Source organism: Streptomyces goshikiensis (genome assembly GCF_014650555.1).
GTDB lineage: Bacteria > Actinomycetota > Actinomycetes > Streptomycetales > Streptomycetaceae > Streptomyces > Streptomyces goshikiensis.
On the sequence record NZ_BMVE01000003.1, the window covers coordinates 546,502 to 570,819 of the forward strand.

21 protein-coding genes are annotated in these 24,318 nt (G+C 72.6%); 9 read left to right on the plus strand and 12 right to left on the minus strand.

Annotation, left to right across the window (positions count from 1 at the left end; translation table 11 throughout):
- Positions 1-6: 6 nt before the first annotated feature.
- A complete protein-coding gene (locus IE248_RS12590) occupies positions 7-1,905 on the plus strand; it encodes an alkyl/aryl-sulfatase (protein ID WP_229895274.1) in 1,899 nt (632 codons plus the stop codon).
- Between the two features lie 107 nt (positions 1,906-2,012).
- The gene (locus tag IE248_RS12595; protein ID WP_190030756.1) at positions 2,013-3,296 is read left to right on the plus strand and encodes an MFS transporter; all 1,284 of its coding nucleotides are present in this window, start codon (positions 2,013-2,015) and stop codon (positions 3,294-3,296) included.
- A 48-nt stretch (positions 3,297-3,344) separates the two neighbouring features.
- Here IE248_RS12595 and IE248_RS12600 read toward each other — a convergent pair whose 3' ends face one another.
- Positions 3,345-3,881, minus strand: coding sequence for a hypothetical protein (locus tag IE248_RS12600; protein WP_190030757.1), 537 nt, complete (start codon positions 3,879-3,881; stop codon positions 3,345-3,347).
- Between the two features lie 116 nt (positions 3,882-3,997).
- A complete protein-coding gene (locus IE248_RS12605) occupies positions 3,998-5,836 on the minus strand; it encodes a glycoside hydrolase family 15 protein (protein ID WP_190030758.1) in 1,839 nt (612 codons plus the stop codon).
- A gap of 395 nt (positions 5,837-6,231) precedes the next feature.
- Between IE248_RS12605 and IE248_RS12610 the strand changes: the two genes are divergently transcribed.
- From IE248_RS12610 to IE248_RS38555, 3 genes are all read left to right on the plus strand, one after another.
- A complete protein-coding gene (locus tag IE248_RS12610; RefSeq protein WP_037799016.1) occupies positions 6,232-6,591 on the plus strand; it encodes a peptidase inhibitor family I36 protein in 360 nt (119 codons plus the stop codon).
- Positions 6,592-6,841: 250 nt separating this feature from the next.
- Positions 6,842-7,276, plus strand: a complete 435-nt coding sequence (locus tag IE248_RS12615; protein ID WP_037799019.1) for an ATP-binding protein — start codon at positions 6,842-6,844, stop codon at positions 7,274-7,276.
- Positions 7,277-7,327: 51 nt separating this feature from the next.
- A complete protein-coding gene (locus IE248_RS38555; RefSeq protein ID WP_373301508.1) occupies positions 7,328-8,206 on the plus strand; it encodes a VanZ family protein in 879 nt (292 codons plus the stop codon).
- A 31-nt stretch (positions 8,207-8,237) separates the two neighbouring features.
- On the opposite strand, the gene IE248_RS12625 is transcribed toward IE248_RS38555, so the two are convergent.
- Positions 8,238-9,074, minus strand: a complete 837-nt coding sequence (locus tag IE248_RS12625) for a DUF1206 domain-containing protein (RefSeq protein ID WP_373301509.1) — start codon at positions 9,072-9,074, stop codon at positions 8,238-8,240.
- A gap of 311 nt (positions 9,075-9,385) precedes the next feature.
- Here IE248_RS12625 and IE248_RS12635 point away from each other — a divergent pair, with 311 nt between their 5' ends.
- Positions 9,386-9,760: a PRC-barrel domain-containing protein gene (locus tag IE248_RS12635; RefSeq protein WP_008744029.1), complete on the plus strand. Its 375-nt coding sequence runs from the start codon at positions 9,386-9,388 to the stop codon at positions 9,758-9,760.
- 91 nt (positions 9,761-9,851) lie between these two features.
- Here the strand turns inward: IE248_RS12635 and IE248_RS12640 are convergent, their stop codons facing one another.
- The 5 genes from IE248_RS12640 to IE248_RS12660 form a co-directional block, all read right to left on the minus strand.
- On the minus strand, positions 9,852-10,514 hold the full coding sequence (locus IE248_RS12640) for a DUF4230 domain-containing protein (protein ID WP_190030759.1): 663 nt from the start codon (positions 10,512-10,514) through the stop codon (positions 9,852-9,854).
- Positions 10,515-10,634: 120 nt separating this feature from the next.
- Positions 10,635-11,093, minus strand: a complete 459-nt coding sequence (locus IE248_RS12645; RefSeq protein WP_073798768.1) for an ATP-binding protein — start codon at positions 11,091-11,093, stop codon at positions 10,635-10,637.
- A 132-nt stretch (positions 11,094-11,225) separates the two neighbouring features.
- Positions 11,226-12,173, minus strand: a complete 948-nt coding sequence (locus tag IE248_RS12650; protein WP_190030760.1) for an anti-sigma factor RsbA family regulatory protein — start codon at positions 12,171-12,173, stop codon at positions 11,226-11,228.
- Positions 12,170-12,598, minus strand: coding sequence for an STAS domain-containing protein (locus tag IE248_RS12655; RefSeq protein ID WP_190030761.1), 429 nt, complete (start codon positions 12,596-12,598; stop codon positions 12,170-12,172). The genes IE248_RS12650 and IE248_RS12655 overlap by 4 nt, the downstream gene beginning before the upstream one ends.
- 9 nt (positions 12,599-12,607) lie before the next feature.
- Entirely contained in the window at positions 12,608-13,519 is a 912-nt protein-coding gene (locus IE248_RS12660) for a SigB/SigF/SigG family RNA polymerase sigma factor (protein ID WP_190030762.1), read from the minus strand.
- Positions 13,520-13,738: 219 nt separating this feature from the next.
- On the opposite strand from IE248_RS12660, the gene IE248_RS12665 reads away from it, so the two are divergent.
- The 3 genes from IE248_RS12665 (at position 13,739) to IE248_RS12675 (ending at position 20,731) form a co-directional block, all read left to right on the plus strand.
- Entirely contained in the window at positions 13,739-14,083 is a 345-nt protein-coding gene (locus IE248_RS12665) for an STAS domain-containing protein (RefSeq protein WP_008744023.1), read from the plus strand.
- Between the two features lie 205 nt (positions 14,084-14,288).
- A complete protein-coding gene (locus tag IE248_RS12670) occupies positions 14,289-18,308 on the plus strand; it encodes a HAMP domain-containing hybrid sensor histidine kinase/response regulator (protein WP_229895275.1) in 4,020 nt (1,339 codons plus the stop codon).
- Positions 18,305-20,731 carry a SpoIIE family protein phosphatase gene (locus tag IE248_RS12675; protein WP_190030763.1) on the plus strand — a complete coding sequence of 809 codons (2,427 nt, stop codon included), beginning with the start codon at positions 18,305-18,307 and terminating at the stop codon, positions 20,729-20,731. The genes IE248_RS12670 and IE248_RS12675 overlap by 4 nt, the downstream gene beginning before the upstream one ends.
- Positions 20,732-20,743: 12 nt before the next feature.
- Here IE248_RS12675 and IE248_RS12680 read toward each other — a convergent pair whose 3' ends face one another.
- The 4 genes from IE248_RS12680 to IE248_RS12695 all read right to left on the minus strand — a co-directional run bounded on the left by IE248_RS12680 (position 20,744) and on the right by IE248_RS12695 (position 24,295).
- On the minus strand, positions 20,744-21,082 hold the full coding sequence (locus IE248_RS12680) for an ArsR/SmtB family transcription factor (RefSeq protein ID WP_037800290.1): 339 nt from the start codon (positions 21,080-21,082) through the stop codon (positions 20,744-20,746).
- Between the two features lie 201 nt (positions 21,083-21,283).
- Positions 21,284-21,658 (minus strand): hypothetical protein, encoded by a 375-nt coding sequence (locus IE248_RS12685; RefSeq protein ID WP_037799022.1) that lies wholly within the window; start codon positions 21,656-21,658, stop codon positions 21,284-21,286.
- A 181-nt stretch (positions 21,659-21,839) separates the two neighbouring features.
- Positions 21,840-23,081 (minus strand): vWA domain-containing protein, encoded by a 1,242-nt coding sequence (locus IE248_RS12690; protein ID WP_037799024.1) that lies wholly within the window; start codon positions 23,079-23,081, stop codon positions 21,840-21,842.
- Entirely contained in the window at positions 23,078-24,295 is a 1,218-nt protein-coding gene (locus IE248_RS12695; RefSeq protein WP_100580785.1) for an AAA family ATPase, read from the minus strand. Before IE248_RS12695 ends, IE248_RS12690 begins: the two co-directional genes overlap by 4 nt.
- Between the last annotated feature and the right edge of the window lie 23 nt (positions 24,296-24,318).

Here is a 24,318-nt window from a genome sequence, read left to right on the forward strand (position 1 = left end):
CGGTCTGTGAACGCTTCTCCCCGGGACGCCGAGCCCCCGATCGCCGAGGCCAACGCCGGCGTGCTGCGGCGCTTCCCCTTCGACGACACCCGCGACCTGGAGAACGAGCGCCGGGGCTTCATCGCCACGGTCGAGGAGTCCGCGATCCGCGCCGCCGACGGCCGCGTGGTGTGGGACCTGAACGCCTACGGGTTCCTGGCCGAGGACTGCCCGCCCACCGCCAACCCGAGCCTGTGGCGCCAGAGCCGGCTGGTCACGGGGCACGGCCTGTTCGAGGTGACCCCCGGGATCTACCAGGTGCGGGGCTTCGACCTGTCGAACATGACCCTCGTCGAGGGCGAGCGCGGCATCCTCGTCATCGACCCGCTCGTCTCGACGGAGACCGCCGCCGCCGCGCTCGCCCTCTACCGCCGCCACCGCGGCGACCGGCCCGTCACCGGGGTCCTCTACACGCACAGCCACGTCGACCACTTCGGCGGCGTCAAGGGCGTGATCGGCGTCGAGGAGGTCGAGGGCGGCGTACCGGTGATCGCCCCGGCGGGGTTCATGGAGCACGCCGTCAGCGAGAACGTCTACGCCGGCACCGCCATGTCCCGCCGCGCCGCCTACATGTACGGCGCCGCCCTCTCCAAGGGCCCCCGCGGCCAGATCAGCTCGGGGCTGGGCGCCACTAACTCGACGGGCACGGTCACCCTCATCCCGCCGACGCTCTCCATCACCCACACCGGGCAGAGCGAGACCGTCGACGGCATCCGCATGGTCTTCCAGATGACCCCCGGCACCGAAGCCCCGGCCGAACTGAACATCCACTTCCCCGGCCACGCCGCCCTGTGCACCGCCGAGAACGCCACCCACAACCTCCACAACCTGCTCACCCTGCGCGGAGCCCAGGTCCGCGACCCGCACGACTGGGCCCACTACCTCACCGAGGCCGTCCAGCTGTTCGGCGACGCCACCGACGTCGTCTTCGCCTCCCACCACTGGCCGGTCTGGGGCCGCGAGGACGCCCTCACCTTCCTCTCCGAGCAGCGCGACCTGTACGCGTACCTCCACGACCAGACGCTGCGCCTGCTCAACCAGGGCCGCACCGGACCGGAGATCGCCGAGGAGCTGCGGCTGCCCCCGGCGCTGGAACGCGCCTGGCACACGCACGGCTACTACGGCTCGGTCAGCCACAACACCAAGGCCGTCTACCAGCGGTACATGGGCTGGTTCGACGGCAACCCGGCCCGCCTGTGGGCCCACCCGCCCACCGAGGCCGCCACCCGGTACGTCGACTTCATGGGCGGCGCCGACACGGTGTTGAGCCGCGCCCGCGCCTCGTACGCCGAAGGCGACTTCCGCTGGGTCGTCGAGGTCGTGGGCCACGTCCTGTTCGCCGACCCGGACCACGCCGGCGCCCGCGCCCTCCAGGCCGACGCCCTGGAACAGCTCGGCTACGGCAGCGAGAACGGCACCTGGCGCAACTTCTTCCTCACCGGCGCCCTCGAACTGCGCCACGGCACCGTCGGCACCCCCGCCAGCGCCGTCTCCGAGGACATGCTGGCCGCCCTCACCCTCGACCAGCTCTTCGACTCCCTCGCGATCCGCGTCGACGGCCCGCGCAGCTGGGACGCCGACATCACCGTCCGCTGGCGGTTCCCCGACGGCCGCGAGCCCAGCACCCTGCGCCTGCGCAACGGGGTGCTCACCCACGTCCGTGGCCTCGGACCGGCCGTCGGCGAACCCGACGTCGAGATCACCCTGGACGAGGCCTCCCTGCGCGGCATCCTGCTCGGCCAGGCGGTCCTCCCGGACCTGGTGGCCGCGGGCCGCGCCCAGGTCAGTGGCGACCCCGCCCGGCTGGCCGAGCTGATCGGACACCTCACCGACCCCGACCCGGACTTCGCCATCGTCACTCCCTGAGGCCCCCACGGCGGCACCGGGCACGCGGAAAATGCTTTGCCCGCGCGCGGCGGCGTCGCTGAGGATGGACCGTTGTGAGTGCTCCAGCTTCGTCCCTCCTGTCCCGTGTGTCCCGTCTGCTTCCCGATCTCGCTCCGTGGCGTTCCAGCCGGGACTTCCGACTGCTCTTCTTCCAAGGCGTGGTGACCTTCTTCGCCTCCGCCATGGCGATGATCGCGCTGCCCCTGCAGATCAAGGAACTCACGGACTCGCCGCTCGCGGTGGGCGTGATGGGCGCGGTGGAACTCGTACCGCTGGTCGTCTTCGGCCTGTACGGCGGAGCCCTCGCCGACGCCCTGGACCGCAGACGCGTGATCCTGCTGACCGAGGCCGGGCTCGGCGTCCTCGCCGTGGTGCTGCTGGTCAACGCGCTGCTGCCGGACCCGCTGCTGTGGCCCCTGTACGTGGTCGCCGCCGGCGTCTCCGCGCTGGCCGGACTCCAGCGCCCCGCCCTGGACTCGATGATGGCGCGCATCGTGCCGCACGAGCAGCAGACCGCCGCGGCCGCGCTCAACTCGCTGCGCTACCAGATCGGCGCCATCTCGGGACCCGCCCTGGCCGGACTGGTGGTGGCGTACGCCGGATACGGGGCCGCCTACGGAGTCACCGCCGTCGGGTTCGTCGTCTCGGTCGGCCTGTGCACCCGGCTGTCCCCGGCGCCGCCGGCCGGCGGCGCCGAACGCCCCGCGCTGCGCGGCATCGCCGAGGGAGCCCGGTACGCGTGGAGCCGGCCGGTCCTGCTCGGCACGTACGCCGTTGACCTCGCCGCGATGTTCTTCGCCTTCCCCAACACCCTCTTCCCCTTCCTCGCGGACGAGCTCGACGCGGTGTGGGCACTGGGACTGATGTACTCGGCGGGCGCGATCGGCGGGCTGGCGATCGGCCTGACCAGCGGATGGACGTCGCGGGTGCGGCGGCACGGACTGCTCGTGATCTTCGGAGCCGGTGTCTGGGGCGTGGCCATCGCGGCCGCCGGCTGGTTCAGCCAGATCGGGGTGGTCCTGGTGTGCCTGGCCGTGGCCGGCGCCGGCGACATGCTCAGCGGCCTCGGGCGGGCGACGATCTGGAACCAGACCATCCCCGAGGAGCTACGGGGCCGGCTCGCGGGCATCGAGGTGCTCTCGTACAGCGTCGGCCCACAGCTCGGCCAGGTCCGCGCGGGCACGGTGGCGGGCTGGACCGGCACCCGCTCGGCGTTCTGGAGCGGCGGCCTGATGTGCGTGGCCGCGGTGGCGATGCTGACCGCGATGCTGCCGAAGCTGGTCACCTACGACGCCGACACGGACGAGGACGCGCTGCGCCGCCGGGAGGCGAAGCGGGCCGCTCAGGAGCTTGCCCCGGCCGAGCACTGAGCGGTGTCGGTGGCGGCCGATCCGCTCCCGGTGCGCCGACACCGGCGGTCAGTGGCCGGCGGCCGCCTTGACCAGCGCGACGGCGGTGCCGATGGCCGCGTCCAAGGCGCCCGCCAGCAATGCGGAGACCGTGCCGCCGCCCATCCGGATCCCGCCGAAGCAGCCCCAGGCGAACAGGGTCGCGACGTTCACCGCGGCCGCCGTCAGCAGCGCGGTGTCCAGCTCCATCACCCCGAGCGCGGCCGCGCCGATCAGCACCAGCGGCCCGGCGGCGGACACCAGCAGCGGGCTGCTGACGGCCAGCATGGCGCGCAGCTCGTGGCCCGTCGCCAGCCGGCCGTGGACGACGCGGTGGGCCTGCTGGTCCGCGACCAGTGCGGCCAGCCACAGTCCGACCGCGGCCGTCAGTACGGTCGCGGCCGCTCCCACCGCATCGGCGTGCTCGGCCGCGGCGAGGCCGATCACGACCGAGATCATGGTGATGGACGCGTAGAGGCGCTCCTTGAGGCGCGCGGCGGCGAACCGCGGATCGTCTTCGAGGGCCTCATCGGCGCCGTCGGCGCCGGGGGGCTCGTCGTGGGCCATGCGGCACACCGTAGGGCCGGCCGGCGGTAGGTACGCGCCGCCTGGTGCGGTCGTTGTCCGCCGTCACCCGGACGGCCGACGGGGCGGGGAACGACCGCACCGGTCACCGTCCCCCGTCACTCCCAGCCGCCCTCGGCCGGGGCCCGGTCGAGTTCCTCGTCGAGGGCGAGCGCGGCGGTGATCAGCGCGAGGTGGGTGAACGCCTGAGGGAAATTGCCCAGTTGCTCGCCCGTCGGCCCGATCTCCTCGGCGAAGAGGCCGACGTGGTTCGCGTACGTGAGCATCTTGTCGAAGGCGTAGCGCGCCTGCTGGAGCCGGCCCGCTCGGGCCAGGGCGTGCACGTACAGGAAGCTGCACAGCGAGAACGTGCCCTCCGAGCCACGCAGTCCGTCGGGCGAGGCGGCCGGGTCGTAGCGGTAGACGAGGCTGTCGGAGACCAGCTCGCGGTCGATCGCGTCGAGGGTGGACAGCCAGCGGGGATCGCGCGGGCTGATGAAACCGACCACCGGCATCAGCAGCAGCGAGGCGTCCAGGACCGGATTGCCGTAGCGCTGGACGAAGGCCCGGCGCTCCCCGTCCCAGCCCCGCTCCATGATCTGCCGCATCACGGCGTCCCGGGTCGCGGTCCAGCGGGCCACGTCGGCGGGGCGCGCGAGCAGGGTGGCCTGGCGGACGCCCCGGTCCATGGCCACCCAGCACATCAGGCGGCTGTACGTGAAGTCCTGGCGGCCGCCGCGGGTCTCCCAGATGCCCTCGTCCGGCCGGTCCCAGTGGTCGCAGAGCCAGTCCAGGATCTCCGCGGAGCGCTGCCAGCCGTCGTACCCGACCGCCTCGGTGAGGGTGGCGGCCTGCGCCAGGGCGTAGACGACCTCGCCGTAGACGTCCAGCTGCAACTGGCCGGCGGCGCCGTTGCCGGCCCGTACGGGCGCCGATCCCCGCCAGCCCTCCAGATGGCCGAGGACCTCCTCCGCCAGGTGGGGGTCGCCGTCCACGCGGTACATGATCTGCAAGGGTTCGCCGCTGGGCGCCGGGCCGGCCATGACCCGCCGGCCCAGCCAGGCGCGGAAGGCGTCGGCCTCCTCGGTGAAGCCGATCTCGCGCATCGCGCGCACCGACAGCGAGGCGTCACGGATCCAGGTGTAGCGGTAGTCCCAGTTGCGCTCACCGCCCTCCTGCTCGGGCAGGCCCATGGTGGGCGCCGCGATCGGCGCGCCGCTGGGCGCGTAGGTGAGGAGCTTGAGGGTGATCGCGGAGCGGTTGACCATCTGCTGCCAGCGGCCCCGGTAGCGGCAGCGGCTCATCCAGCCGTGCCAGAACCGGTTGACCCGCAGATAGCTCTCCAGCACCTCGTCCACCGACGTCGCCGCGGGCGCCGGGCCGTCGGCGTCACAGACGGTGAGCACCACCGCGGCGCGTTCCCCGGCCTCCAGCACGATGGCGGCCCGCACGTCAGGGCCGTCGGCCTCCAGCGGAACGGGACCGAGGGCCTGGAGGTGGGCGTGCGTGCCGGGCCCGGCGAACCGCGCGGTGGCGCCGTCCACGACCAGGTCATGGGGCAGGCGGCCGTAGTCGAAGCGGGGCCGGCACTCCAGCGTGAACCGCACCCGCCCGCGCACCACGCGCAGGATGCGCACGATCCGGTGCCGGTCGGTGGCGGTGCGCGGCTCCCGGACGGGCATGAAGTCGACCACCTCGCCGACGCCGTCGGAGGTCAGGAACCGTGTCACCAGCACGGCGGTGTCGGCGAGGTACAGCTGGCGGGTGGTGACGTGCGGCGCGTCGGCCGTGAGGGCGAAGAAACCGCCGCGCTCGTGGTCCAGGAGGCCCGCGAAGATGCTGGGGGAGTCGAACCGGGGCGAGCAGAACCAGTCGAGCACGCCCTCGGAGGAGACGAGCGCGCAGGTCTGCAGGTCTCCGATCAGGCCGTGATCGGCGATCGGCGGATAGCGGCGCATCGGCCCTCCTCGGCGGGCAGGACCCCCGGCCGGGCGGCGGGCACCGGGCGGGCGGCGGGGCACGGGACGAGCCCGCGCACCCCCATCCCACCAGCGCCGACGCCGCGCGGCATCCGCTCCCCGGCGCGCGTAGCCCGTTCGGAGGGTCCCGGCCCGCGAATCGCACGTCCCGCGGCCACACTCGAACGTCCATGCCCCCCGACCTGGGGCGTCGCGGATGTCCGGCCGGAAAAGCCTCGAATGGTGCTGATGGGAACCGAACACGGATGAACTGGCCGAATCACCCGTAGTCGGCGGATCCATCCACCGACCAGACTTTTCCCCAGCGCCCGCCCGCACCGTGCGGGCAGGCCGTAGGAGGGGCAGTGAATCGTCGTACGAGGTTCGCACTGGCCATGACCACCGGATTCTTCGGTGCCGCACTCGCGCTCGCGCCCGCGGCGCAAGCCGGGGCGGCATCGGCCACCGGCTACGACAACTGTGCGTCGGGCTGGATCTGTTTCTACTCGGAGAAGGACGGCGGCGGGCAGAAGTGCCAGTGGTCGGGGAACTCCACCGACACCCGCTCCCAGTGCTCGTGGATGCGGGCGGGTACGAACACCCGCTCCGTCTACAACCACACGGGCAGCCGGTTCCACTACTACCACGGCATCAACTACACGAACCGCATCGGCAGCACCACGGCGGGTAACCGTGGCAACCTCGCCGGGACCTACACGATCGGCTCCCTCTGCGCCGGATCCTGCCCGGGCTGACCGGCCGGCCTCCCCCCGTAAAGCAGTCGCCGCGTCCGCCGGGAAGCCCCCGGCGGACGCGGCGGTGGTTCTGAGCCGGTCCGCGCCAGTGGGTCCGCATGTGTCCGGGCGATCAGCGCGGGCATACGCGGAACCTGGCGACGGTGACCGCGTGACGGCTGCCGCTCGCGTTCATCCAACAGAGCAGAGCAGAGGCATCGGCCGGGGTGAGGCGACAGTGAATACGAAGAGGGCAGCCGTCGGCGGGCCCATGTGTACGGAAACGCCGGTCACGTTCCAGCGGCGCAGGCTCGACCTGCGCGGCATCCGGGGCGCGGTCGGCAAGGGCAGGGACTTCACGCGGCATGCCCTGCGGGACTGGGGATGGGACCGGCGCGAGAGCGCCGAGGACGCCCTCCTCGTGGTGTCGGAGCTGCTGACCAACGCCGCCCTGCACGCGGGCGGGTGCCACGAGCTCGTCCTCACCGCCGGTGAGGACCTGCGCATCGAGGTGGTCGACGGCGACACGGAGCCGCCCCGCCCGCAGGCCGTGCGCCGGGTCGGCGTACCGGGCGGCCGCGGCCTGTACATCGTGCAGCGGCTCGCCGACGGCTGGGGCTCCCGTGCCCATGGCACCGGCAAGGTGGTCTGGGCGGAGTTCGACGCCTCCCGGCTGACCGGCGCTCCCGAGGGCTGCGGCCGCTGAGCGCCGCGGGGCGCGCGCTTCGGGGTTCCCCCAGGGGGTAGACGCGCCCGCATGACACAGAGGCACGCGCGGTGGCGCGACGAGAAGTCCGCGGAAGAGGTCGTACCGGTCCCCGGGAGGCGACACGGCCCCGTGTCCCCGGTCGGGCGGGCCCTGGCGATGGTGGCGGCGTTCGCCGGGACGGTGCTGTTCAGCCTGGTGCTGGCCCGGCTGACACTGGAGCCGTCGGCGGCCTCCGTGGACCTCGTCCACAGCAATGTGCAGCCCGGCCATTCGATCGACGCCTACCTGCACGGGACCTCGACGACCGAGGCCGTGCGCCAGCTGGGCGGGAACCTGCTGCTCGGCCTGCCGTTCGGCGTGCTCCTGCCCGTGCTGCTGCCCCCGGCCAGGGGGCTGGTGCGGGTCGCCGTCGTGACGCTCTGCCTGATGACGCTGGTGGAGCTGATCCAGGGCGCCCTGGTTACCGGGCGGGTCTTCGACATCGACGACGTCATCCTCAATACCACCGGGGCGCTCCTTGGGTACCTGCTGATCGGCCGGCGGCTCGGGCGCGCCGTACATCCCCGCCGTCACCACTGGTGGCACCGCTGGACCCGGCGCGAGGTGGCGGTCCGGCCGGCGGCCGGGACCGTACCGCCGCCGAGGCCGCAGCCGAAGACGGCCCCGCAGCGGGGCCAGGAGCCGGGCTCGGAGACGAAGCCCCAGCCGAAGACGGCCCCGGAGCCGCAGAGGAAGCCGGAGCCGGGCTCGGAGACGAAGCACAAGCCGGAGCCGAGCCCCGAGCCGAAGCCGAAGTGGAAGTGGCGGCCGGGCTCGGAGCCGGCGCCGGAGCGGGCGCCGAAGCCGGGTCCGGGCCCGGACGAGGGCCCGAGCCCGGCGCGGGCGCCGTGGGCCGGCATCCGGCTCGGGCGCCGCGACCCCCGCTGACGGTCCCGGCGGAGCGCCGGTGGCGCGCAGGTCAGACCTCGCGCCACCGGGCCGCCACCCAGGAGAACACCCCGAACAGCACCAGCCCGGCGGCGACCGCGACCAGCAGCCACGGGCCCGCCGCCGTGAGGGTGAACGACCGCAGGGTGTCGTCCATCCCCTTCGCCTGCGCCGGGTCGTAACGCACCGCCGCGAAGACGAGGAAGCCGCCGGCCGTGGCGAACACGGCGCCACGGGCCAGGCCGCCCGTCACACCGAGGAAGTCCACGGCCCGGCGCCAGCGGGCAGAGAGCCCGCCCAACGCGAGGTGCTTGCGGAACTTGCACCGCGCCGCCTGGACCGCGATGACCACACCCGCGACGGCGATCCCGACCCCCGCCGCCCCCACCAGCCACTGGCCGGCGGGCAGCTCCAGCGCCTTCGCCGTCGCATCGCGGGACTCCTCGTCGCCGGAGCGCCCGCCACCGCCCGCCGCGAAGGTGAACACGGAGAACGCGGCGACGGCGTAGAAGGCGGCGCGTCCTGCCGAGGCCAGCCGCTTCAGCGGCTTGTCCCCGTCCGGACCGGCCGCGCCGAAAGCCGCCTCCGACAGGCGCCACAGCGCCATGCCGACCAGCCCGATGGCCACGGCCCAGATGAGGACACCGCCGAAGGGCTTCCCCGCGAGTTCCTGGAGGGCGCCCTGCCGGTCGGCCTCCTTGCCGCCCCCGTCGCCGAAGGCGACCCGTACGGCCAGCATTCCTATCAGTACGTACAGCACTCCGCGCGCCACCAGACCGCAGCGCGCGGTGACCTCCCTGACCGTGCCGCCCCGGGACGCGGACCGGGATGCGGACCGGGCCGCTGTGCGAGCTCCGCCGACTCTCATCGCGTTCAGCCCTCGTCCCGCCGGGCGCCCGTGAAGGCGGGGAACGGTCCGAACCGGGTCCACTGGTTGTACGCCGTGCATATGGGGACGTTGACCTCGACGTGCTCTTCGACGTGCGACATGCGCACCCCTTCCGTGTCGTCGGCGGGGCCGCGCACCGGGGCGCGGCCCCGCCGGCAGGGACCTTGCAGGCGCGGCTACCCGCCCCCGACGGCCCCATGCCAATTCCCGCGCATGGAAGAACGGCCGCCGGGCAGGCGGATTTCCGAAGGCATCGTCCGAAGAAATCAACCGGCGAGGAGAAACCTGCCATGACCGAGAACGCGTGGGGCTACCGCGAGACGTCCGGCCGCCTGGAGGGCGTGGACCTGACCGGCTACAAGGTCGAGGCCGAGGACGGCAGCATCGGCAAGGTCGACAAGCATTCGGACGAGGCGGGGTCCGCGTACATCGTCGTCGACACCGGCCCGTGGATCTTCGGCAAGGAGGTCCTGCTCCCGGCCGGTACGGTCTCGCGCATCGATGCTGCGGAGGAGAAGATCTACGTCGAGTTGTCCAAGGAGCAGATCAAGTCCGCTCCGGAGTTCGTCCGCGAGGACCACCTCGACGACACCGGCTACCGGGAGCAGCTGGGGTCGTACTACGGTCTCGGCCCCTTCGGCGGTCCGTTCGTCGGTCACATGTGACCCTGTCCGCTTGAGGCTGCCGGAGGCCGGCGGCCGCGCACACGGTTCCCGAAGGTCACGGGCACCTGTGCGCGGCCGCCGGCCTCGGCCGTCACCCGTAGCTGACCGTCACCTCCCGGAAGCCCAGGGAGCGCAGCAGGTTCTCCAGCATCGCCGTGGTGTTCTTCTCGGTGCGCTGGACGAGGCCGCTCTCGCGAGCGGCCTCCTCTATGTGCTGTGCGGCCAGCTTCTGTACGGCCTGCTCGCCGGACGGATTGTCCGAGAACAGGTCTCCGAGCCGGTCCAGCAGCCCGCGCTGCTTCGACACCGCGTACGAGCGCTCGGGGTCGAGGGCCGCGGCGCCGAGCACCGCGTGCGGCAGCCGGATCGAGGCCTTCGTGCGGTCGGAGTCGACCGTGACGCTCTGCTCGCCCAGTCCGCCCAGCTCGACGTAGCCGCCGACGGTGCCGGCGCCGACATAGAGGGTGCGGGTGCCACGGATCGCGTCCGGCAGGAACGCCGCGTCCTTCTCCAGGTCCACGACGACCTGGAAGTTGCCCACGGCGCCCTCGTAGCGGTCCATGTCCTGGATCGACTTGAGCAGCGCGGGACCGGACCGGTCCCGGGTTTCCTCACCCCACAGGCCGCCGAATCCCGGAAGCAGGCTGAACCGCTCCACGAGCACGACCAGCACCACGAGCACCGCGAGGGCGATGGCGATCCGCCCCCACCACGGGCGGCGCGCGCCGCCCGGCCGTTCCGAAGAGGTCTCCATGGTGCGCGGATACCCCGTGGTCCGGCCTCCACCCCCACGTCAGCGCGAACTCCCTTGTCCCACAAGGGGTTCGCGCGACTCAGAGAGGCAGAGGGTCAGGGGGTCAGGGGGCTGAGGGTGCTACGAACCCGCCGGCTCGCCGGAGGTCAGCCGCGAGGCCTCGATCTCCGCCCAGACGGCCTTGCCGTGGTCGTGGACGCGGGTTCCCCAGCGATCGGACAGCCGCTCCACGATGTACAGTCCGTGCCCGCCGGGCAGGCCCTGCCGCGGTGTCGGATTGCGCCGGGGCAGCGTCGTCGTGCCGTCGAACACCTCGATCCGCAGCACGTCCTCCCCGCCCGTGAGGACGAGTTCGAGGCAGCCGTCGGCGTGCAGCGACGCGTTGGTCAGCAGCTCGGACACCAGCAGCAGGGTGTCATCGGCTGTCGCGTTTCCGTCCCAGTTCCAGTCCCGCAAGGCCTGGCGCGTGAAATCGCGCCCCTTCGTCACATGCCCGCGGACACCCGCCAGAGCGAGCCGGCGGCGCTGGCCGCCGACAGGAGGTCCGATGCGCACGGGTTCACCTGTCGTCGGTCCCATGGTTTCCACTGTTGTCTCTCACCCCCGCCAGTCGATGCCGGTTCCCCGTCCATGAACCGGTGGTGTACGTCCTGCTGGTCCGGCCCCGGGGACTCCCGAGCATGCCCGTGACATTGTAGGACACCGACGGTCTCACAGGGTCGCCATGTGGAGCCTCAAAGTGAGGCCCCGGTCCGTGGCGCGGATCTCGACCAGATCGCACAGCTGATGGATCATCCACAGGCCGCGGCCGCCGTTGGCCGACGCCAGCTCGGGACGGCGCCGTCCTGCCAGCGGGTCGGCCAGATGGCCGCCGTCCTGGATCTCGGCGACGACCCCCGCCTCCGCGGCCCACAGGCGGAGCGTTCCCGCGCCGCCCCCGTGGGAAAGGGAGTTGGCCGCCGCCTCGCTGACGGCGAGCACGAGGTCGCCGCGGCGCGCCGGGGTCAGGGCGGATCCGCGGGCCCAGTTCTCGGCCTGCTGCCGCACCGCCGACAGCTCCCCGTGGGCGTAGTCGAGCCGGAGCACGTCGCCGTCGGGTGCGGGCAGCGGGACGTCGCAGTCGGCGGAGACCGCCGCGACGTCGGTGTAGGCGGCGCTGGGCAGGTCCCGGCCCTTCTCGATCACCGTGGGGTGGGTACGCCGGGCATCGGCCACCACCGCCGCGGACAGACCCCGCACGTCGTACGGGCACAGGACGGTCGCCCGGCGCCCCTCGAAGGCGGCGTTGATGAGGGCCTCGTGACGCGTGGCCTCCCGCACCTCGGCAGGGGTGCGCCCGGGCCAGATCGGCTCGCCGACGATGCGGGCCGCCCGGTCCGGGTGGTGGTCGGCGAAGTCCTGCAACGCGGCCAGGATCCGGCCGGGGTTGCGGCCCGCATCGGTCATGTCCGTCCAGACGACCTCGGACGCGTCCGCGCCGAGGCTCCCGCGCAGGGCGTCCAGGTGCGGGCCCGGCACGGCGACGAGGACCGGCTCGTCGGCGCTCAGGGCGGTGCGGACGAAGCCGGCCACCCCCGCGACGTACTCCGCGAGGTCCTGGTAGAAGAGGGCAGGGTGGACGAAGGCCCCCGGGCCCGCAGGCGCCGGAACAGTGATCATGCTGCGACCTCCAGCGCGGCGCATTCGTCCGGGAACATCTCGACTACCTTGCGGAGCGAGTAGGGCGGGTCGTGGATCAACAGGCGCCTGCCCTGAGCGGTAAAGGTAGCCGACGCGTGCACCAGGGCGGCCACCGCGGCCGCGTCCAGGAACATCACGGCGGACAGATCGAGATGGACGACGGGACCGGGGATCCGGGTCACGATGCCGAGTGCCGAGGCCAGGACCTGACGGCTGTCGAGGTCGCAGTCGCCGCTGAGGCGCGCGCCCGGCCGGTCCGGCAAGGGCGCGGCCGTCAGCATCGCGGCCGCGCCGCTCCCCGGGCTCACGCACCGTACGACCGCGTCCGCCCGCCCCGCCCCTCGGCGCGGCTGCGCGCCGAGGGGCGGGACGGGACGGTCGGGTCCGTGAGCCGACGAGGTCATCTCCGCTCCCTACACTCCGCTGAGCATCCCGGCGCGCAGCCGGGTGAGGGTCCGGGACAGGATGCGGGAGACCTGCATCTGGGAGATGCCCAGCTCTGCCCCGATCTCGGCCTGGGTCTTCTCCTCGCCGAAGCGCATGCGCAGGATGAGCAGATCGCGCTCGTCCAGCTTCTCCAGCAGGGGCGCGAGGGTGTGGAACTCCTCGAAGAGCTCCATGGCGGGGTCGTTGTCGCCGATCTTCTCGGCGAGCGGACGCGTACCCCGGCTGGACGTGGACTGGTTGTCCCCGTCGGAGCCCGCGGTGCCCAGGGAGCCGCTCGTGTAGCCGTTGGCGGCGACCAGCCCCTCGATGACCTCCTCCTCGGGGAGCTCCAGGTGCTGGGCGATCTCCTTGACCGTCGGCGCCCTGCCGAGCACGTCGGTCAGGGACTCCTGCGCCTTGGCGAGCTCCGTACGCAGTTCCTGCAGACGGCGGGGCACGTGCACGGCCCAGGTGGTGTCGCGGAAGTGACGCTTGATCTCACCGGTGATGTAGGGGAGGGCGAGGGTGGAGAACTCCACCTCGCGCTCGGGGTCGTACCGGTCGATCGCCTTGATGAGGCCGATGGTTCCGACCTGGACGATGTCGTCCATGTCGATGCCCCCGCCGAACGCGCGGGCGCGGAACCGGCGCGCCGCGAACTGGACGAGCGAGAGATTCATCTCGATCAGGGTGTTGCGCGCGTACTGGTACTCGCGCGTCCCCTCCTCCAGGACGCGCAACCTGCCGAAGAAGAGCCTCGACAGCTCGCGTGCGTCGCCAGGGGCCATCTCCCGGGCGTTTACCACCTGGGGGAGTTCCGCCTCTTGTGTACTTACGGAACCCCTGACCTGCGTGTCTGTTGCACGAATGGGGCTTACGGCGGTGGCCGAGCGAGACATGGTGGCCGTTCCCTCCCGTTGACGTACGGCTGCCGGGGCGCTTCTGCCCCGACTTCTGGGTCCTACACAACAAATATCAAATCAATTTCCGGGAGGGTCGCGATGGCCGCGCGGCCGGGCACGGAACGGGTCCGCGCCCGGCCCCTTGACATCCTTCACGGCGCGAGCAGGCATACTCCCTAGCGGAGGACGAACAGGTGACGATCCGGGGAGGCGCACATGACCGGAGCAGGGGACACGTACCAAGAAGGCGTGGTCGGGAACGGCTACTCGGCCGGGTCCGGATGGGTGGTGGCGGCGCGCGGGGAGTTGGACCAGGACACGCTCGGACCTCTGGAGGAGGCACTGGCCTCGGCCGCGGACCGGCACCGGCTCGTGGTGCTGGACGCGAGCTCCATCACCTTCGGTGATTCCTCCTTCCTGAACCTGCTGCTGAGGCTGCATCACGCCACGGGGCTGCGGATCGCCGCTCCCGGCGAACAGCTGAGGCGCCTGTTCGCCCTGACCGGCGCCGACACGGTCTTGTCCGTGCACCCGAGCGTGGAAGAAGCCCTCGGCGCCTGACACTTGCCCGCGCGGCCGGTCACGGGTGCCGGCCGGTGCGGCCCCGGTGTGACCGGCCGTGCCTTATCGTCGCTTTGACGGCGCTAGCCTTCAGTGACCGGTGCCGAGGCCTGGGAGGTCCGGCGGGCCGGGCGCTCAGCCATGTCCCGGTGCCGGTGGTGGTCCCGCGCACCGGGGTGACGGGTATCGAGAGTGGGGTTGGCGGATGGCCGAGCGGGCGGGTACGGATTCACTGAGCGGGGCGCCGGTGGTGCCGCGCGAGGGCGGGATCGGCGAGCCGGAACTGCGGCTGCTGCTGGCCGGGCTCACAGCCGTACGCGACGGGGACTTCCGCACCCGGCTGCCCGACGCGGCGGACGGGCTGCTCGGCGAGATCGCCACGGTCTTCAACGGGATGGTCAACCAGCTGTCGCTGTTCACCTCCGAGGTGACCCGGGTGGCCCGCGAGGTGGGCACCGAGGGAACCCTGGGCGGCCAGGCGGACGTCCCCGGGGTCGGGGGAGCCTGGCTGGACCTCACCGATTCGGTCAATTTCATGGCCGGGAACCTCACGGCCCAGGTGCGCTCCATCGCCCAGGTCGCGACCGCCGTGGCCAAGGGCGATCTCTCCCAGAAGATCAACGTCACCGCGCGCGGGGAGATCCTGGAGCTGAAGGAGACCATCAACACGATGGTCGACCAGCTCTCCGGATTCGCCGGCGAGGTCACCCGCGTCGCCCGGGAGGTCGGCACCGAGGGCCGGCTCGGCGGCCAGGCCGACGTCAAGGGTGTCTCCGGCACCTGGAAGGACCTGACGGAATCGGTCAACGTCATGGCCGACAACCTGACGGCCCAGGTCCGCTCGATCGCCGAGGTCACCACCGCCGTGGCGCAGGGCGACCTGACGCAGAAGATCAGAGTGGACGCCCGGGGAGAGATCCTGGAGCTGAAGGAGACCATCAACACGATGGTCGACCAGCTCTCCGCGTTCGCCGACGAGGTCACCCGCGTCTCCCGGGAGGTCGGCACCGAGGGCAACCTGGGCGGCCAGGCCACGGTCCGGGGCGTCTCCGGGACCTGGAAGGACCTCACCGACAACGTCAACGTGATGGCCTCCAACCTGACCGGCCAGGTGCGCTCGATCGCCCAGGTGGCCACCGCCGTCGCCCGCGGCGACCTGTCGCAGAAGATCGTGGTGGAGGCGAAGGGCGAGGTCGCCGCGCTGGCCGGGGTCATCAACACGATGGTCGACACGCTGTCCGCGTTCGCCGACGAGGTCACCCGCGTCGCGCGTGAGGTCGGCACCGAGGGCCGGCTCGGCGGCCAGGCACGGGTCCCCAACGTGGCGGGAACCTGGAAGGACCTGACCGACAACGTCAACTCCATGGCCAACAACCTCACGGGCCAGGTCCGCAACATCGCCCTCGTGACGACGGCCGTCGCCAACGGCGATCTGTCCAAGAAGATCGACGTGGACGCCCGCGGCGAGATCCTGGAGCTGAAGACCACCATCAACACCATGGTCGACCAGCTCTCCTCCTTCGCCGCCGAGGTCACCCGGGTGGCCCGGGAGGTGGGCAGCGAGGGCCGGCTCGGCGGCCAGGCCGAGGTCGAGGGAGTCTCCGGCACCTGGAAGCGCCTGACCGAGAACGTCAACGAACTCGCCGGGAACCTCACCCGCCAGGTCCGGGCCATCGCCGAGGTCGCCAGCGCGGTCGCCGAGGGGGACCTCACCCTCTCCATCACCGTCGACGCCTCGGGCGAGGTCGCGGAACTCAAGGACAACATCAACTCGATGGTGGGCTCGCTGCGCGAGAGCACCCGCGCCAACCAGGAACAGGACTGGCTCAAGTCCAACCTGGCCCGGATCTCCGGCCTGATGCAGGGCCACCGCGACCTCGCCGCCGTCGCCGAACTCGTCATGGACGAACTGACGCCGCTGGTCGCCGCCCAGTACGGCGCCTTCTACCTCGCCGAGGACGGCCCCGCCGGTACCGTGCTCACCCTCGTCGGCTCCTACGGCCGGCCCGCGGGCGCCGACGAGGGCACCGGCTTCGCCCTCGGCGAGTCCCTCGTCGGGCAGGCGGCCCGCAGCCACCGGATCATCGCCACCGACCAGGTCCCCGGCGGCTACGTGATCTCCTCCGGGCTCGGTCACACCACCCCGGGCAGCCTGATCATCCTGCCGATCGTGGTGGACGACCAGGTCCTCGGCGTGATCGAGCTCGCCTCCTTCACCGCCTTCACCCCCGTGCACCGCGACTTCCTCGGCCAGCTGATGGAGACCATCGGCGTCAACGTCAACACCATCGTCGCCAACGCCCGCACCGACGAACTCCTCGGTGAGTCCCAGCGGCTCACCGGCGAACTCCAGGCCCGCTCCGAGGAACTCCAGGTCCAGCAGGAGGAGCTCCAGCGCTCCAACGCCGAACTGGAGGAGAAGGCCGCCCTCCTCGCCAGCCAGAACAGCGACATCGAGGCCAAGAACCTGCAGATCGAGCAGGCCAGGCAGGAGCTGGAGGCCCGCGCACAGCAGCTGTCACTGGCCTCCACCTACAAGTCCGAGTTCCTGGCCAACATGAGCCACGAGCTGCGCACCCCCCTCAACAGCCTGCTCATCCTCGCCCAGCTGCTCGCCCAGAACCCCACCCGCAACCTCACCCCCAAGCAGGTCGAGTACGCGGGCATCATCCACTCCGCCGGCTCGGACCTGCTCCAGCTGATCAACGACATCCTCGACCTGTCGAAGGTCGAGGCCGGCAAGATGGACATCAACCCCGAGCGGGTGCACCTGCCACAGCTGCTCGACTACGTCGATGCCACCTTCCGCCCGATGACCACGCAGAAGAGCCTCGACTTCACCGTCACCACCGCCCCCGACGCGCCGGCCGACCTGCTCACCGACGACTCGCGGCTGCGCCAGATCCTGCGCAACCTGCTCTCCAACGCCGTCAAGTTCACCGAGCGCGGCGGCGTCGAGCTCCGCATCGAACCGGCGACGGGCTCCGAGATCCCCGCAGGTCTGCGCCGCCGCGGAGCCATCGTCGCCTTCCGGGTACGGGACACCGGAATCGGCATCCCCGAGCAGCAGCTGGAATCCGTCTTCGGCGCCTTCCAGCAGGCCGACGGCACCACCAGCCGCAAGTACGGCGGCACCGGCCTCGGGCTCTCCATCAGCCGAGAGATCGCCCAGCTCCTCGGCGGGGCCGTCACCGCGGAGAGCACACCGGGCCAGGGCAGCACCTTCACCCTCTACCTGCCCGTCAGCTGGGCCGACCACGAGGAGCCCGCCCTCGCCGGTGTGCCCGCCCAGGCGTCCGGGCACACCGAGCCCGGAACGGCCCGCCCCGGACGCGCGGGGAGCGCCGCCCTCCCGCAGCAGCGCCAGGCCCGCCGCCTCCTGGTCATCGAGGAACGGCCCAACGGCCTGCTCTCCCTCGTCGCCGAGAGCGCCGACCGCGACTTCACCCCCCGCCACCAGCCGACGGGAGAGCACGGCGGCATCCAGATCGTCAACGCCACCAGCTCCAGGGAAGCCGCCGCGGCCCTCGCCACCGATTCCTTCCACTGCGTCGTCCTCGAACTCGACATGCCCGACGGAGAGGCCCTGCGCTTCCTCGACGCCCTCGACGGCGACCCCGCCCTGTCCTCCCTCCCGGTCCTCGCCCACAACAACCCCCGTGTGCGCACCGGCCAGGACAAGGCACTGCGGGACCGGCCCGCGGCGCGCCACCTGGAACTGCTCTCCAGCCTGGACGAGCTGCGCGAGCGCATCGTGCTGCACCTGTCCGCAGACCAGCCGGGGGACGTACTGCCCCTGGTCCAGGGCGACACACAGCGCCGCCAGACCTCCCCCGTGCCCGTCGACGACCTCGCCGGACACACCGTCCTGGTCGTCGACGACGACGCCCGCAACCTCTTCGCCCTCAGCGGGGTCCTCGAACTGCACGGCGTCCGCGTACTGCACGCCGAAGACGGCCGCAAGGGCATCGAAGCCCTCACCCGCCACGCGGGCGTCGACCTCATCCTGATGGACGTGATGATGCCGGAGCTCGACGGCTACGCCGCCACGGCGGAGATCCGCCGGATGCCGGAGTACGCGGCGCTGCCCATCATCGCGGTCACCGCCAAGGCCATGCCCGGGGACCGGGAGAAGAGCCTCGCCTCCGGAGCCAGCGACTACGTGACCAAACCCGTGGACGCCGACGACCTCATCGCCCGCGTCCGGCACTGGCTCACCCGATGACCTCCGACACCTACCGGCCGGGCGACGCGCCGGCGCCCGGGATCGCGGCCGAGTACCTGCCCGAAGCCGCGACCCCCATCCCGCACCAGGCCCCCACCCCGATGGGCCGGCTCGTCGCCACCGTCGAACGCCTGCGCCGCGAGGTGCTTCAGGCCCATGCCGCCGCCGACGGCCGGGCCCTGGTCGAACTGGCCAAGGGCATCCTGATCGGGCAGCTGAACTGCACCCCGGCCGCGGCGGCACGACAGCTCGACGTGCTGTGCCGCGACAGCGGGCTGTCCCCGCTCGAACTCGCCGCCGACATCGTCAACCAGGCCGCGCGCGACCACGTCACCGAGGTCGCCGCCGAGTTCGTCGAGCGCACCGGCGCGGCCGAGCAGGCCGAGCGGCCCACCGCCGTCGCGGTACGGCTGCGCACCGCGGAGAGCGGCGTGCTGGCCGCCGCCGACGACACCCAGGCCGTGGCCGAGTCCCTCCTGACCAACGCGCTGGAGCCGCTGGGCGCGGTCGCCGTCGCCGTGTGGACCGCGGTCCCCGACGGCTCGCTGGCCCTGGCCGGCCACGCCGGTTTCCCGCCGAGGGAGGCGGCGCGCTGGCGCCACGTGCCCCCGGGCGTGTCCACCGTCGCCCGCCTCGCGCTGCGCGAGCGCCGGCTGGTCACCCTCGACCGCCTGAGCGGCGAAGGGCTGCCCTCCATCGGCCACCTGCTGTGGCCCGAGGGAGGCAGGATGGCCGCCCCGACCGGCACCGGCGGGCGCATCCACGGGGTCCTCGAAATCTGCTGGCCGCAGCCCCTGGCACCGCAGCCGCCGCAGATAGAGCGCCAGATCGAGGCCCTCGCCGAACTGTGCGCCCGCACCATGGACACCTCGCCCCCGCACGACCCCGCGGTGGCCGAAGCGGTGCTCCCGGACGTCTCCGAACTGATCGACCTCGCCGAGGGGCTCCAGGACCCCGCGGTCGTCCTCACCCCGGTCCTCGACCCCGAAGGCCGGCTCACCGACTTCCGCATCCGCCACGCCAGCAGCCGCTTCGTCGACCCCGTCGGCCGCCCGCGCGGCGACGTCAACGGCGCGCTGCTGCTGGAGGCCTACCCGATGGCCGCCGGCGAGAGCGGGCTGTTCGACATCATCGAGCGCGTGCACGCGACGGGCGAACCCTTCCGCGCCGAACGCATGAGCCTGACCGCGCTCGTCGACCAGATCCCGCTCACCTCGGTCGCCGACATCAGCGTCAGCCGGCACGGCGCCGCGGTCCTGCTGCTCTGGCGCATCGAGGACGAGACCGCCCGGCTCGCCGACATCCTCCAGCACGCCCAGCGCCTGGGCCGGATCGGCGGCTTCGAGGAGAACCTCGCCACCGGGGAGATCACCTGGAACGCGCAGCTCTACGCGCTCCACGGGCTCCCGCCCACCGCGCCCCCCGTACGGCTGCGCGAACTGCCCGGCTACGCCCACCCCGACGACTCCGCCGCCCTCGGCCGCTTCCTGCGGGCGGTGCTCCGCCACCGCCGCCCCGCCTCCGTCAACCTCCGCCTCCAGCGGGCCGACGGGATCACCCGCCACATCCGGGTCGTCGCCGAGCCCGTGCTCGACGCGCACGAGCGGCTGCACGCGGTACGGGGCGCCTACCAGGACATCTCCGCCCAGCACTGGACCGAGGTCGCGCTGGCCGCGACGCGGGACCAGCTCGCCCACACCGAGGCCGAGTCCGCCGAACGCAACCGGCTGGCCCTCCAGCTCCAGCACGCCATCATGCCGCCCACCCCGGCGGCCATCGAGGCGCCCGGCATGCGGATCGGCGTCCGCTACCGCCCCGCCGAGACCGAGTCGCTCGTCGGCGGCGACTGGTACGACACCGTGGTGCTGCCCTCCGGACTGATCCTGCTGTCCGTCGGCGACGTCGCCGGGCACGGCATCGAGGCGGCCACCGGCATGGTCGTCCTGCGCAACGCCCTGCGCGGCCTGGCCGTCACCGGCGCGGGCCCCGGACAGCTGCTGTCCTGGCTCAACACGGTCACCCACCATCTCGCCAAGCACGTGACCGCCACCGCCGTCTGCGGGATCTTCGACCCCAGCACCCGGGTGATGCGCTGGGCACGCGCCGGACACCTGCCGCCCGTACTGGTACGGCAGGGGGAGGCGGGGGCGTTCCCGCTCATCGAGGGCCTGCTCCTCGGCGCGCTGCCCGACGTCAGGTACGTCGAGCGGGAGGTGCGGCTCGAACCCGATGACACCCTGCTGATGTTCACGGACGGGCTGGTGGAGCGCCGGGACTCCTCGGTGCAGGACTCCCTCGGCCACCTCGTACAGGCGGCGGCCGCCGGCGCCGGGGATCTGGACGCGCGGCTGGACCGCCTCCTCGCCGAGAGCCGGTCCGACACCGACGACGACACCTGTGTGATCGGCATCCAGGTCGGCTGACCCCGCGGCCGCTCAGCGCTCCACGGACGTCTGGCGCAGCTCCGCGAGGAGCTCGCTCTGGCCGGCCAGGAGCTCGGTCAGGATGCGCCGGGCGGCGCGCAGCAGATCGGCCACGTCGCCCCCGGCCAGGGCGTAGCTGACGGTCGCGCCGTCGCGGATCGAGATGACGATCCCGGAGCGCCGCAGCACCGCCAGCTGCTGCGAGAGGTTGGAGGCCTCGACGTCGATTTCGGCGAGGAGGTCCCGTACCGGCACGGGGCCGTTCTGCAGGAGTTCCAGGACGCGGATGCGGACCGGGTGCCCGAGCATGCGGAAGAACTCGGCCTTCGCCTGGTACAGGGGTACCTGCATGCCCACCAACGCTCCCGCCGTCGCTTGTTGTTCCGTACGCGCCGCCGCGAAGCCGGCGCCCTGGCCGACCGTCCAGCAGTTCAGCCGCCGGTCCTCATCATCGCGTCCACCGGGCCCACGCGCGCCCCTGCTTGACCGGTTTCAGATGTGCCCGATTGAAGAAATCTTCAATTAGTGGGCATGCGTGGGCCGGAAGGAGGACTAGAGCTCCAGGGCCGCCTCGATGCGCCGGATCTGGTGACGGGCCATGGCCAGGTTCGAATTCCCCTTGTCCAGCACGACGTACAGGAACAGGCCGGTGGTCCCGCGGCCCTTGAGGAGCCTGATGAGGTGGTACTGGCTGCCGAGGGTGATCAGCAGGTCCTCGATCTCGTCGTTCAGACCCAGCATCTCCATGGTGCGGACCTTGGCCCGGATCACATCGGTGTTGCCGGCGGCGGCGACCGTGAGGTCGAGGTCCTTCCCGCCGCCGAGCGTGCCCAGGGCCATGCCGCTGGTGTAGTCGACCAGGGCGGCTCCCAGCGCGCCCTCGATCGAGGCCATCGTTTCCTTCAACGAGACTTCCACATTCGCCATCGTCGACCGCTCCCTCGCTGCTCCGTCCACGGCCGGCGCCCCGTTCGGCGGGACACCGCACCACTTGTGAGACACACGCTACTGAGAGTGTCCGCAGGGGTGGGTGGAACGGTGGATTTGGCGGAAAACACCCCTGTCGGCCGGGGCTCTCCCGCCGCCGCCTCCCGCGCCGCCGGCGGGCCTACCCGATGTCCACCACGCGTGCCCAGGCGGGCGGTCCGTCCGGGACGTAGTCCGGGTCCCCTTCGTCCCACGAGCCGGCCGAGCGGGACCGGGGGAACAGGCCCACCACCGTCCGGCACGGCGGCCGGGAGCCCGGCCAGCGCGTCTGCCCGTCGGTCAGGACCACGATGACATCCGGCCGGGCCGACGACCGCAGCGCCTTGGCGAAGCCCGTACGGAGATCCGTACCGCCACCTCCCAGCAGCGGGATCCCCTCGGCGCTGCACAACGGGTGCGCGATCCGAGCCGCCGCGTCGCACGGCACCACGGTGACCAGGTCCCGCCGGCCGCCCACGGCACGCGCGATCGCGGCGACTTCGAGCAGCGCGCTGCCCAGTTCGGCGTCACTGACCGACCCGGAGGTGTCGATGACCACGCAGACCCGGGGCGGCCTGCGCCGAAGGCTCGGCAGCACCGCGCCCGGCACCCCGGCCGAGCGCCGCGACGGGCGGCCGTACGAGTAGTCCTCGCCCGCGCCGGAACCGGAGACGGCCGACCGGACCGCCGCCCCCAGCAACTCCCGCCACGGCTGCGGCGGGTGGAACGCCTCCTCCGCCCACCGCTTCCACCCCTGCGGGGTGCTCCCCGGCCGGCCGGCGATGCCCTGCGCCACCCGGAAGCGGACCGCGTCCCTCTCCTGCTCGCTCAGGCCGTGCGCGCCGTCCGGGCCGAGGTCCCACTCCCGTTCCCGGCCGTCGGCCCCGCTGCCGCAGTCCAGCCAGGCCATGTGCGCCGTGTGCGGCCCGAGTCCGAACCGGCGCAGGTAGTCCTCCATGAGCCGGCCCTCGGGCAGCCCCACGGACGCCGGATCCACAGCGCCCTCGGGCCGCACCAGCCCGTCGCCGAACACGTCGTCGTTGATCTCGAAGTCCGCCGCGATGTTCATCCGCAGCCGTTCCCCCGGGCCGTGCAGCCCGCGCTCCCGAGCGACCCGGTCACCGCGCCCGTGGTGGTCACGCAGCAGGTGTGACACCTCGTGCACCCACACCCCGGCCAGTTCCTCCACCGGCGTCCGGTCCACGAACGCCGGCGAGACGTAGCACCGCCAGTGCCGGTCGACGGCCATCGTCGGGACCCGGCGGGACTCCACCACGTGCAGGGCGAACAGCGCCGTCGCCAGGTAGGGCCGCACCCGAGTGGCGTGCAGCCGGGCGGCGAAGAGCTTGTCGCGGTCCAGGCCGCCCACCGCCAGTCCCGTCATCGCCCGGCTTCCGCGGCGGCCACGGCCCGGGCGGTGGCGCGATCCGCCCGCCGCGAGAGGTCCACCGCACCGGCGAGCCGCTCGATCGCCTCCGGTACGTCCCACTCCGCGCGGCGCAGCGCGGCGAGCGCGGTCGCGGGGACCACCACCAGATCCGGCGCCCCGGTCTCCAGCGCCCGGACCAGGAGCGTCCACGCCGCGTCCCAGCGGGAACGCTCGGGGCGGCGGCGGACCGCTTCGACCACGCCGTCGAGCGCGGCCTGCCGCAGATCGCCCCGTTCGGGCAGGACGGCGCCCGCCGGGTCCCCGAGGAGCTCCTCGGGGTCGGGCAGCTCCATCCGGTCCAGGCCCGCCAGCAGCTCCAGTCCGGGACCGTCCCCCACGGAGCCCCTGACCAGCAGGGAGAGCACTTCCCGGGAGGAGCCGGCCGCGGTCGCGAAGGCGATCAGGCGCAGGGTCATGTCCCAGCTCCGGGGGGACGGCCAGGGGCCGCCCCGGCCGCTCTCGCCGCTGGGCAGCCGGTGCACGAGCGTCGGGCGGGTGGTGAGGAGCCCGCACACCGCGCGCCGGGCGAGGTCCACGGCCCCGGTCAGCCGCTCCGGGTCGAGCCGCGGCAGTGTCGCCCGGGGCCAGGTGCCGCCGAGACCCCGTACCACCACCTCGTGGTCGTGGGTCCACTGCAGATGGACGAACCGGTTGGCCAGCGGCGGGCTCAGCTCCCAGCCGTCGGCCGCCGACGACCGCGGATTCGCGGCGGCGACGATCCGGACGCCGGGCGGCAACCGCAGCGCGCCGATGCGCCGTTCGAGCACGAGGCGGAGCAGGGCGGCCTGTACGGCCGGCGGGGCGGTGGACAGCTCGTCGAGGAACAGCAGGCCGCGGCCGGCCCGTACCAGGCGTACGGCCCAGTCCGGCGGGGCCATCGGCACGCCCTGCACCGCGGGATCGTCCCCGATGACGGGCAGGCCGGAGAAGTCCGACGGCTCGTGCACGCTGGCGATCACCGTGGTCAGCGGTAGGTCCAGGGACTCGGCGAGCTGCGTCAGGGCGGCGGTCTTGCCGATCCCCGGCTCGCCCCAGAGCAGTACGGGCAGGTCGGCGGCCACGGCCAGGGACAGGGCCTCCAGCTGGGTGTCCGGGCGCGGTTCGGTCGTGGTGTCGCGGAGCAGGTCCAGCAGCTCGCCGGCCACATCGAGCGGGGCATATGAGGGCATGTGTGATCACCTGAAGGAGTTGG

Coding starts and splice junctions, on each gene's coding strand:
- IE248_RS12600 (WP_190030757.1), bottom strand. CDS start 3,881: ATGGCCCACGACGAGCCCCCCGGCGCCGACGGCGCCGATGAGGCCCTC.
- IE248_RS12605 (WP_190030758.1), bottom strand. CDS start 5,836: ATGCGCCGCTATCCGCCGATCGCCGATCACGGCCTGATCGGAGACCTG.
- IE248_RS12610 (WP_037799016.1), top strand. CDS start 6,232: ATGACCACCGGATTCTTCGGTGCCGCACTCGCGCTCGCGCCCGCGGCG.
- IE248_RS12615 (WP_037799019.1), top strand. CDS start 6,842: ATGTGTACGGAAACGCCGGTCACGTTCCAGCGGCGCAGGCTCGACCTG.
- IE248_RS38555 (WP_373301508.1), top strand. CDS start 7,328: ATGACACAGAGGCACGCGCGGTGGCGCGACGAGAAGTCCGCGGAAGAG.
- IE248_RS12625 (WP_373301509.1), bottom strand. CDS start 9,074: ATGAGAGTCGGCGGAGCTCGCACAGCGGCCCGGTCCGCATCCCGGTCC.
- IE248_RS12635 (WP_008744029.1), top strand. CDS start 9,386: ATGACCGAGAACGCGTGGGGCTACCGCGAGACGTCCGGCCGCCTGGAG.
- IE248_RS12640 (WP_190030759.1), bottom strand. CDS start 10,514: ATGGAGACCTCTTCGGAACGGCCGGGCGGCGCGCGCCGCCCGTGGTGG.
- IE248_RS12645 (WP_073798768.1), bottom strand. CDS start 11,093: ATGGGACCGACGACAGGTGAACCCGTGCGCATCGGACCTCCTGTCGGC.
- IE248_RS12650 (WP_190030760.1), bottom strand. CDS start 12,173: ATGATCACTGTTCCGGCGCCTGCGGGCCCGGGGGCCTTCGTCCACCCT.
- IE248_RS12655 (WP_190030761.1), bottom strand. CDS start 12,598: ATGACCTCGTCGGCTCACGGACCCGACCGTCCCGTCCCGCCCCTCGGC.
- IE248_RS12660 (WP_190030762.1), bottom strand. CDS start 13,519: ATGTCTCGCTCGGCCACCGCCGTAAGCCCCATTCGTGCAACAGACACG.
- IE248_RS12665 (WP_008744023.1), top strand. CDS start 13,739: ATGACCGGAGCAGGGGACACGTACCAAGAAGGCGTGGTCGGGAACGGC.
- IE248_RS12670 (WP_229895275.1), top strand. CDS start 14,289: ATGGCCGAGCGGGCGGGTACGGATTCACTGAGCGGGGCGCCGGTGGTG.
- IE248_RS12675 (WP_190030763.1), top strand. CDS start 18,305: ATGACCTCCGACACCTACCGGCCGGGCGACGCGCCGGCGCCCGGGATC.
- IE248_RS12680 (WP_037800290.1), bottom strand. CDS start 21,082: ATGCAGGTACCCCTGTACCAGGCGAAGGCCGAGTTCTTCCGCATGCTC.
- IE248_RS12685 (WP_037799022.1), bottom strand. CDS start 21,658: ATGGCGAATGTGGAAGTCTCGTTGAAGGAAACGATGGCCTCGATCGAG.
- IE248_RS12690 (WP_037799024.1), bottom strand. CDS start 23,081: ATGACGGGACTGGCGGTGGGCGGCCTGGACCGCGACAAGCTCTTCGCC.
- IE248_RS12695 (WP_100580785.1), bottom strand. CDS start 24,295: ATGCCCTCATATGCCCCGCTCGATGTGGCCGGCGAGCTGCTGGACCTG.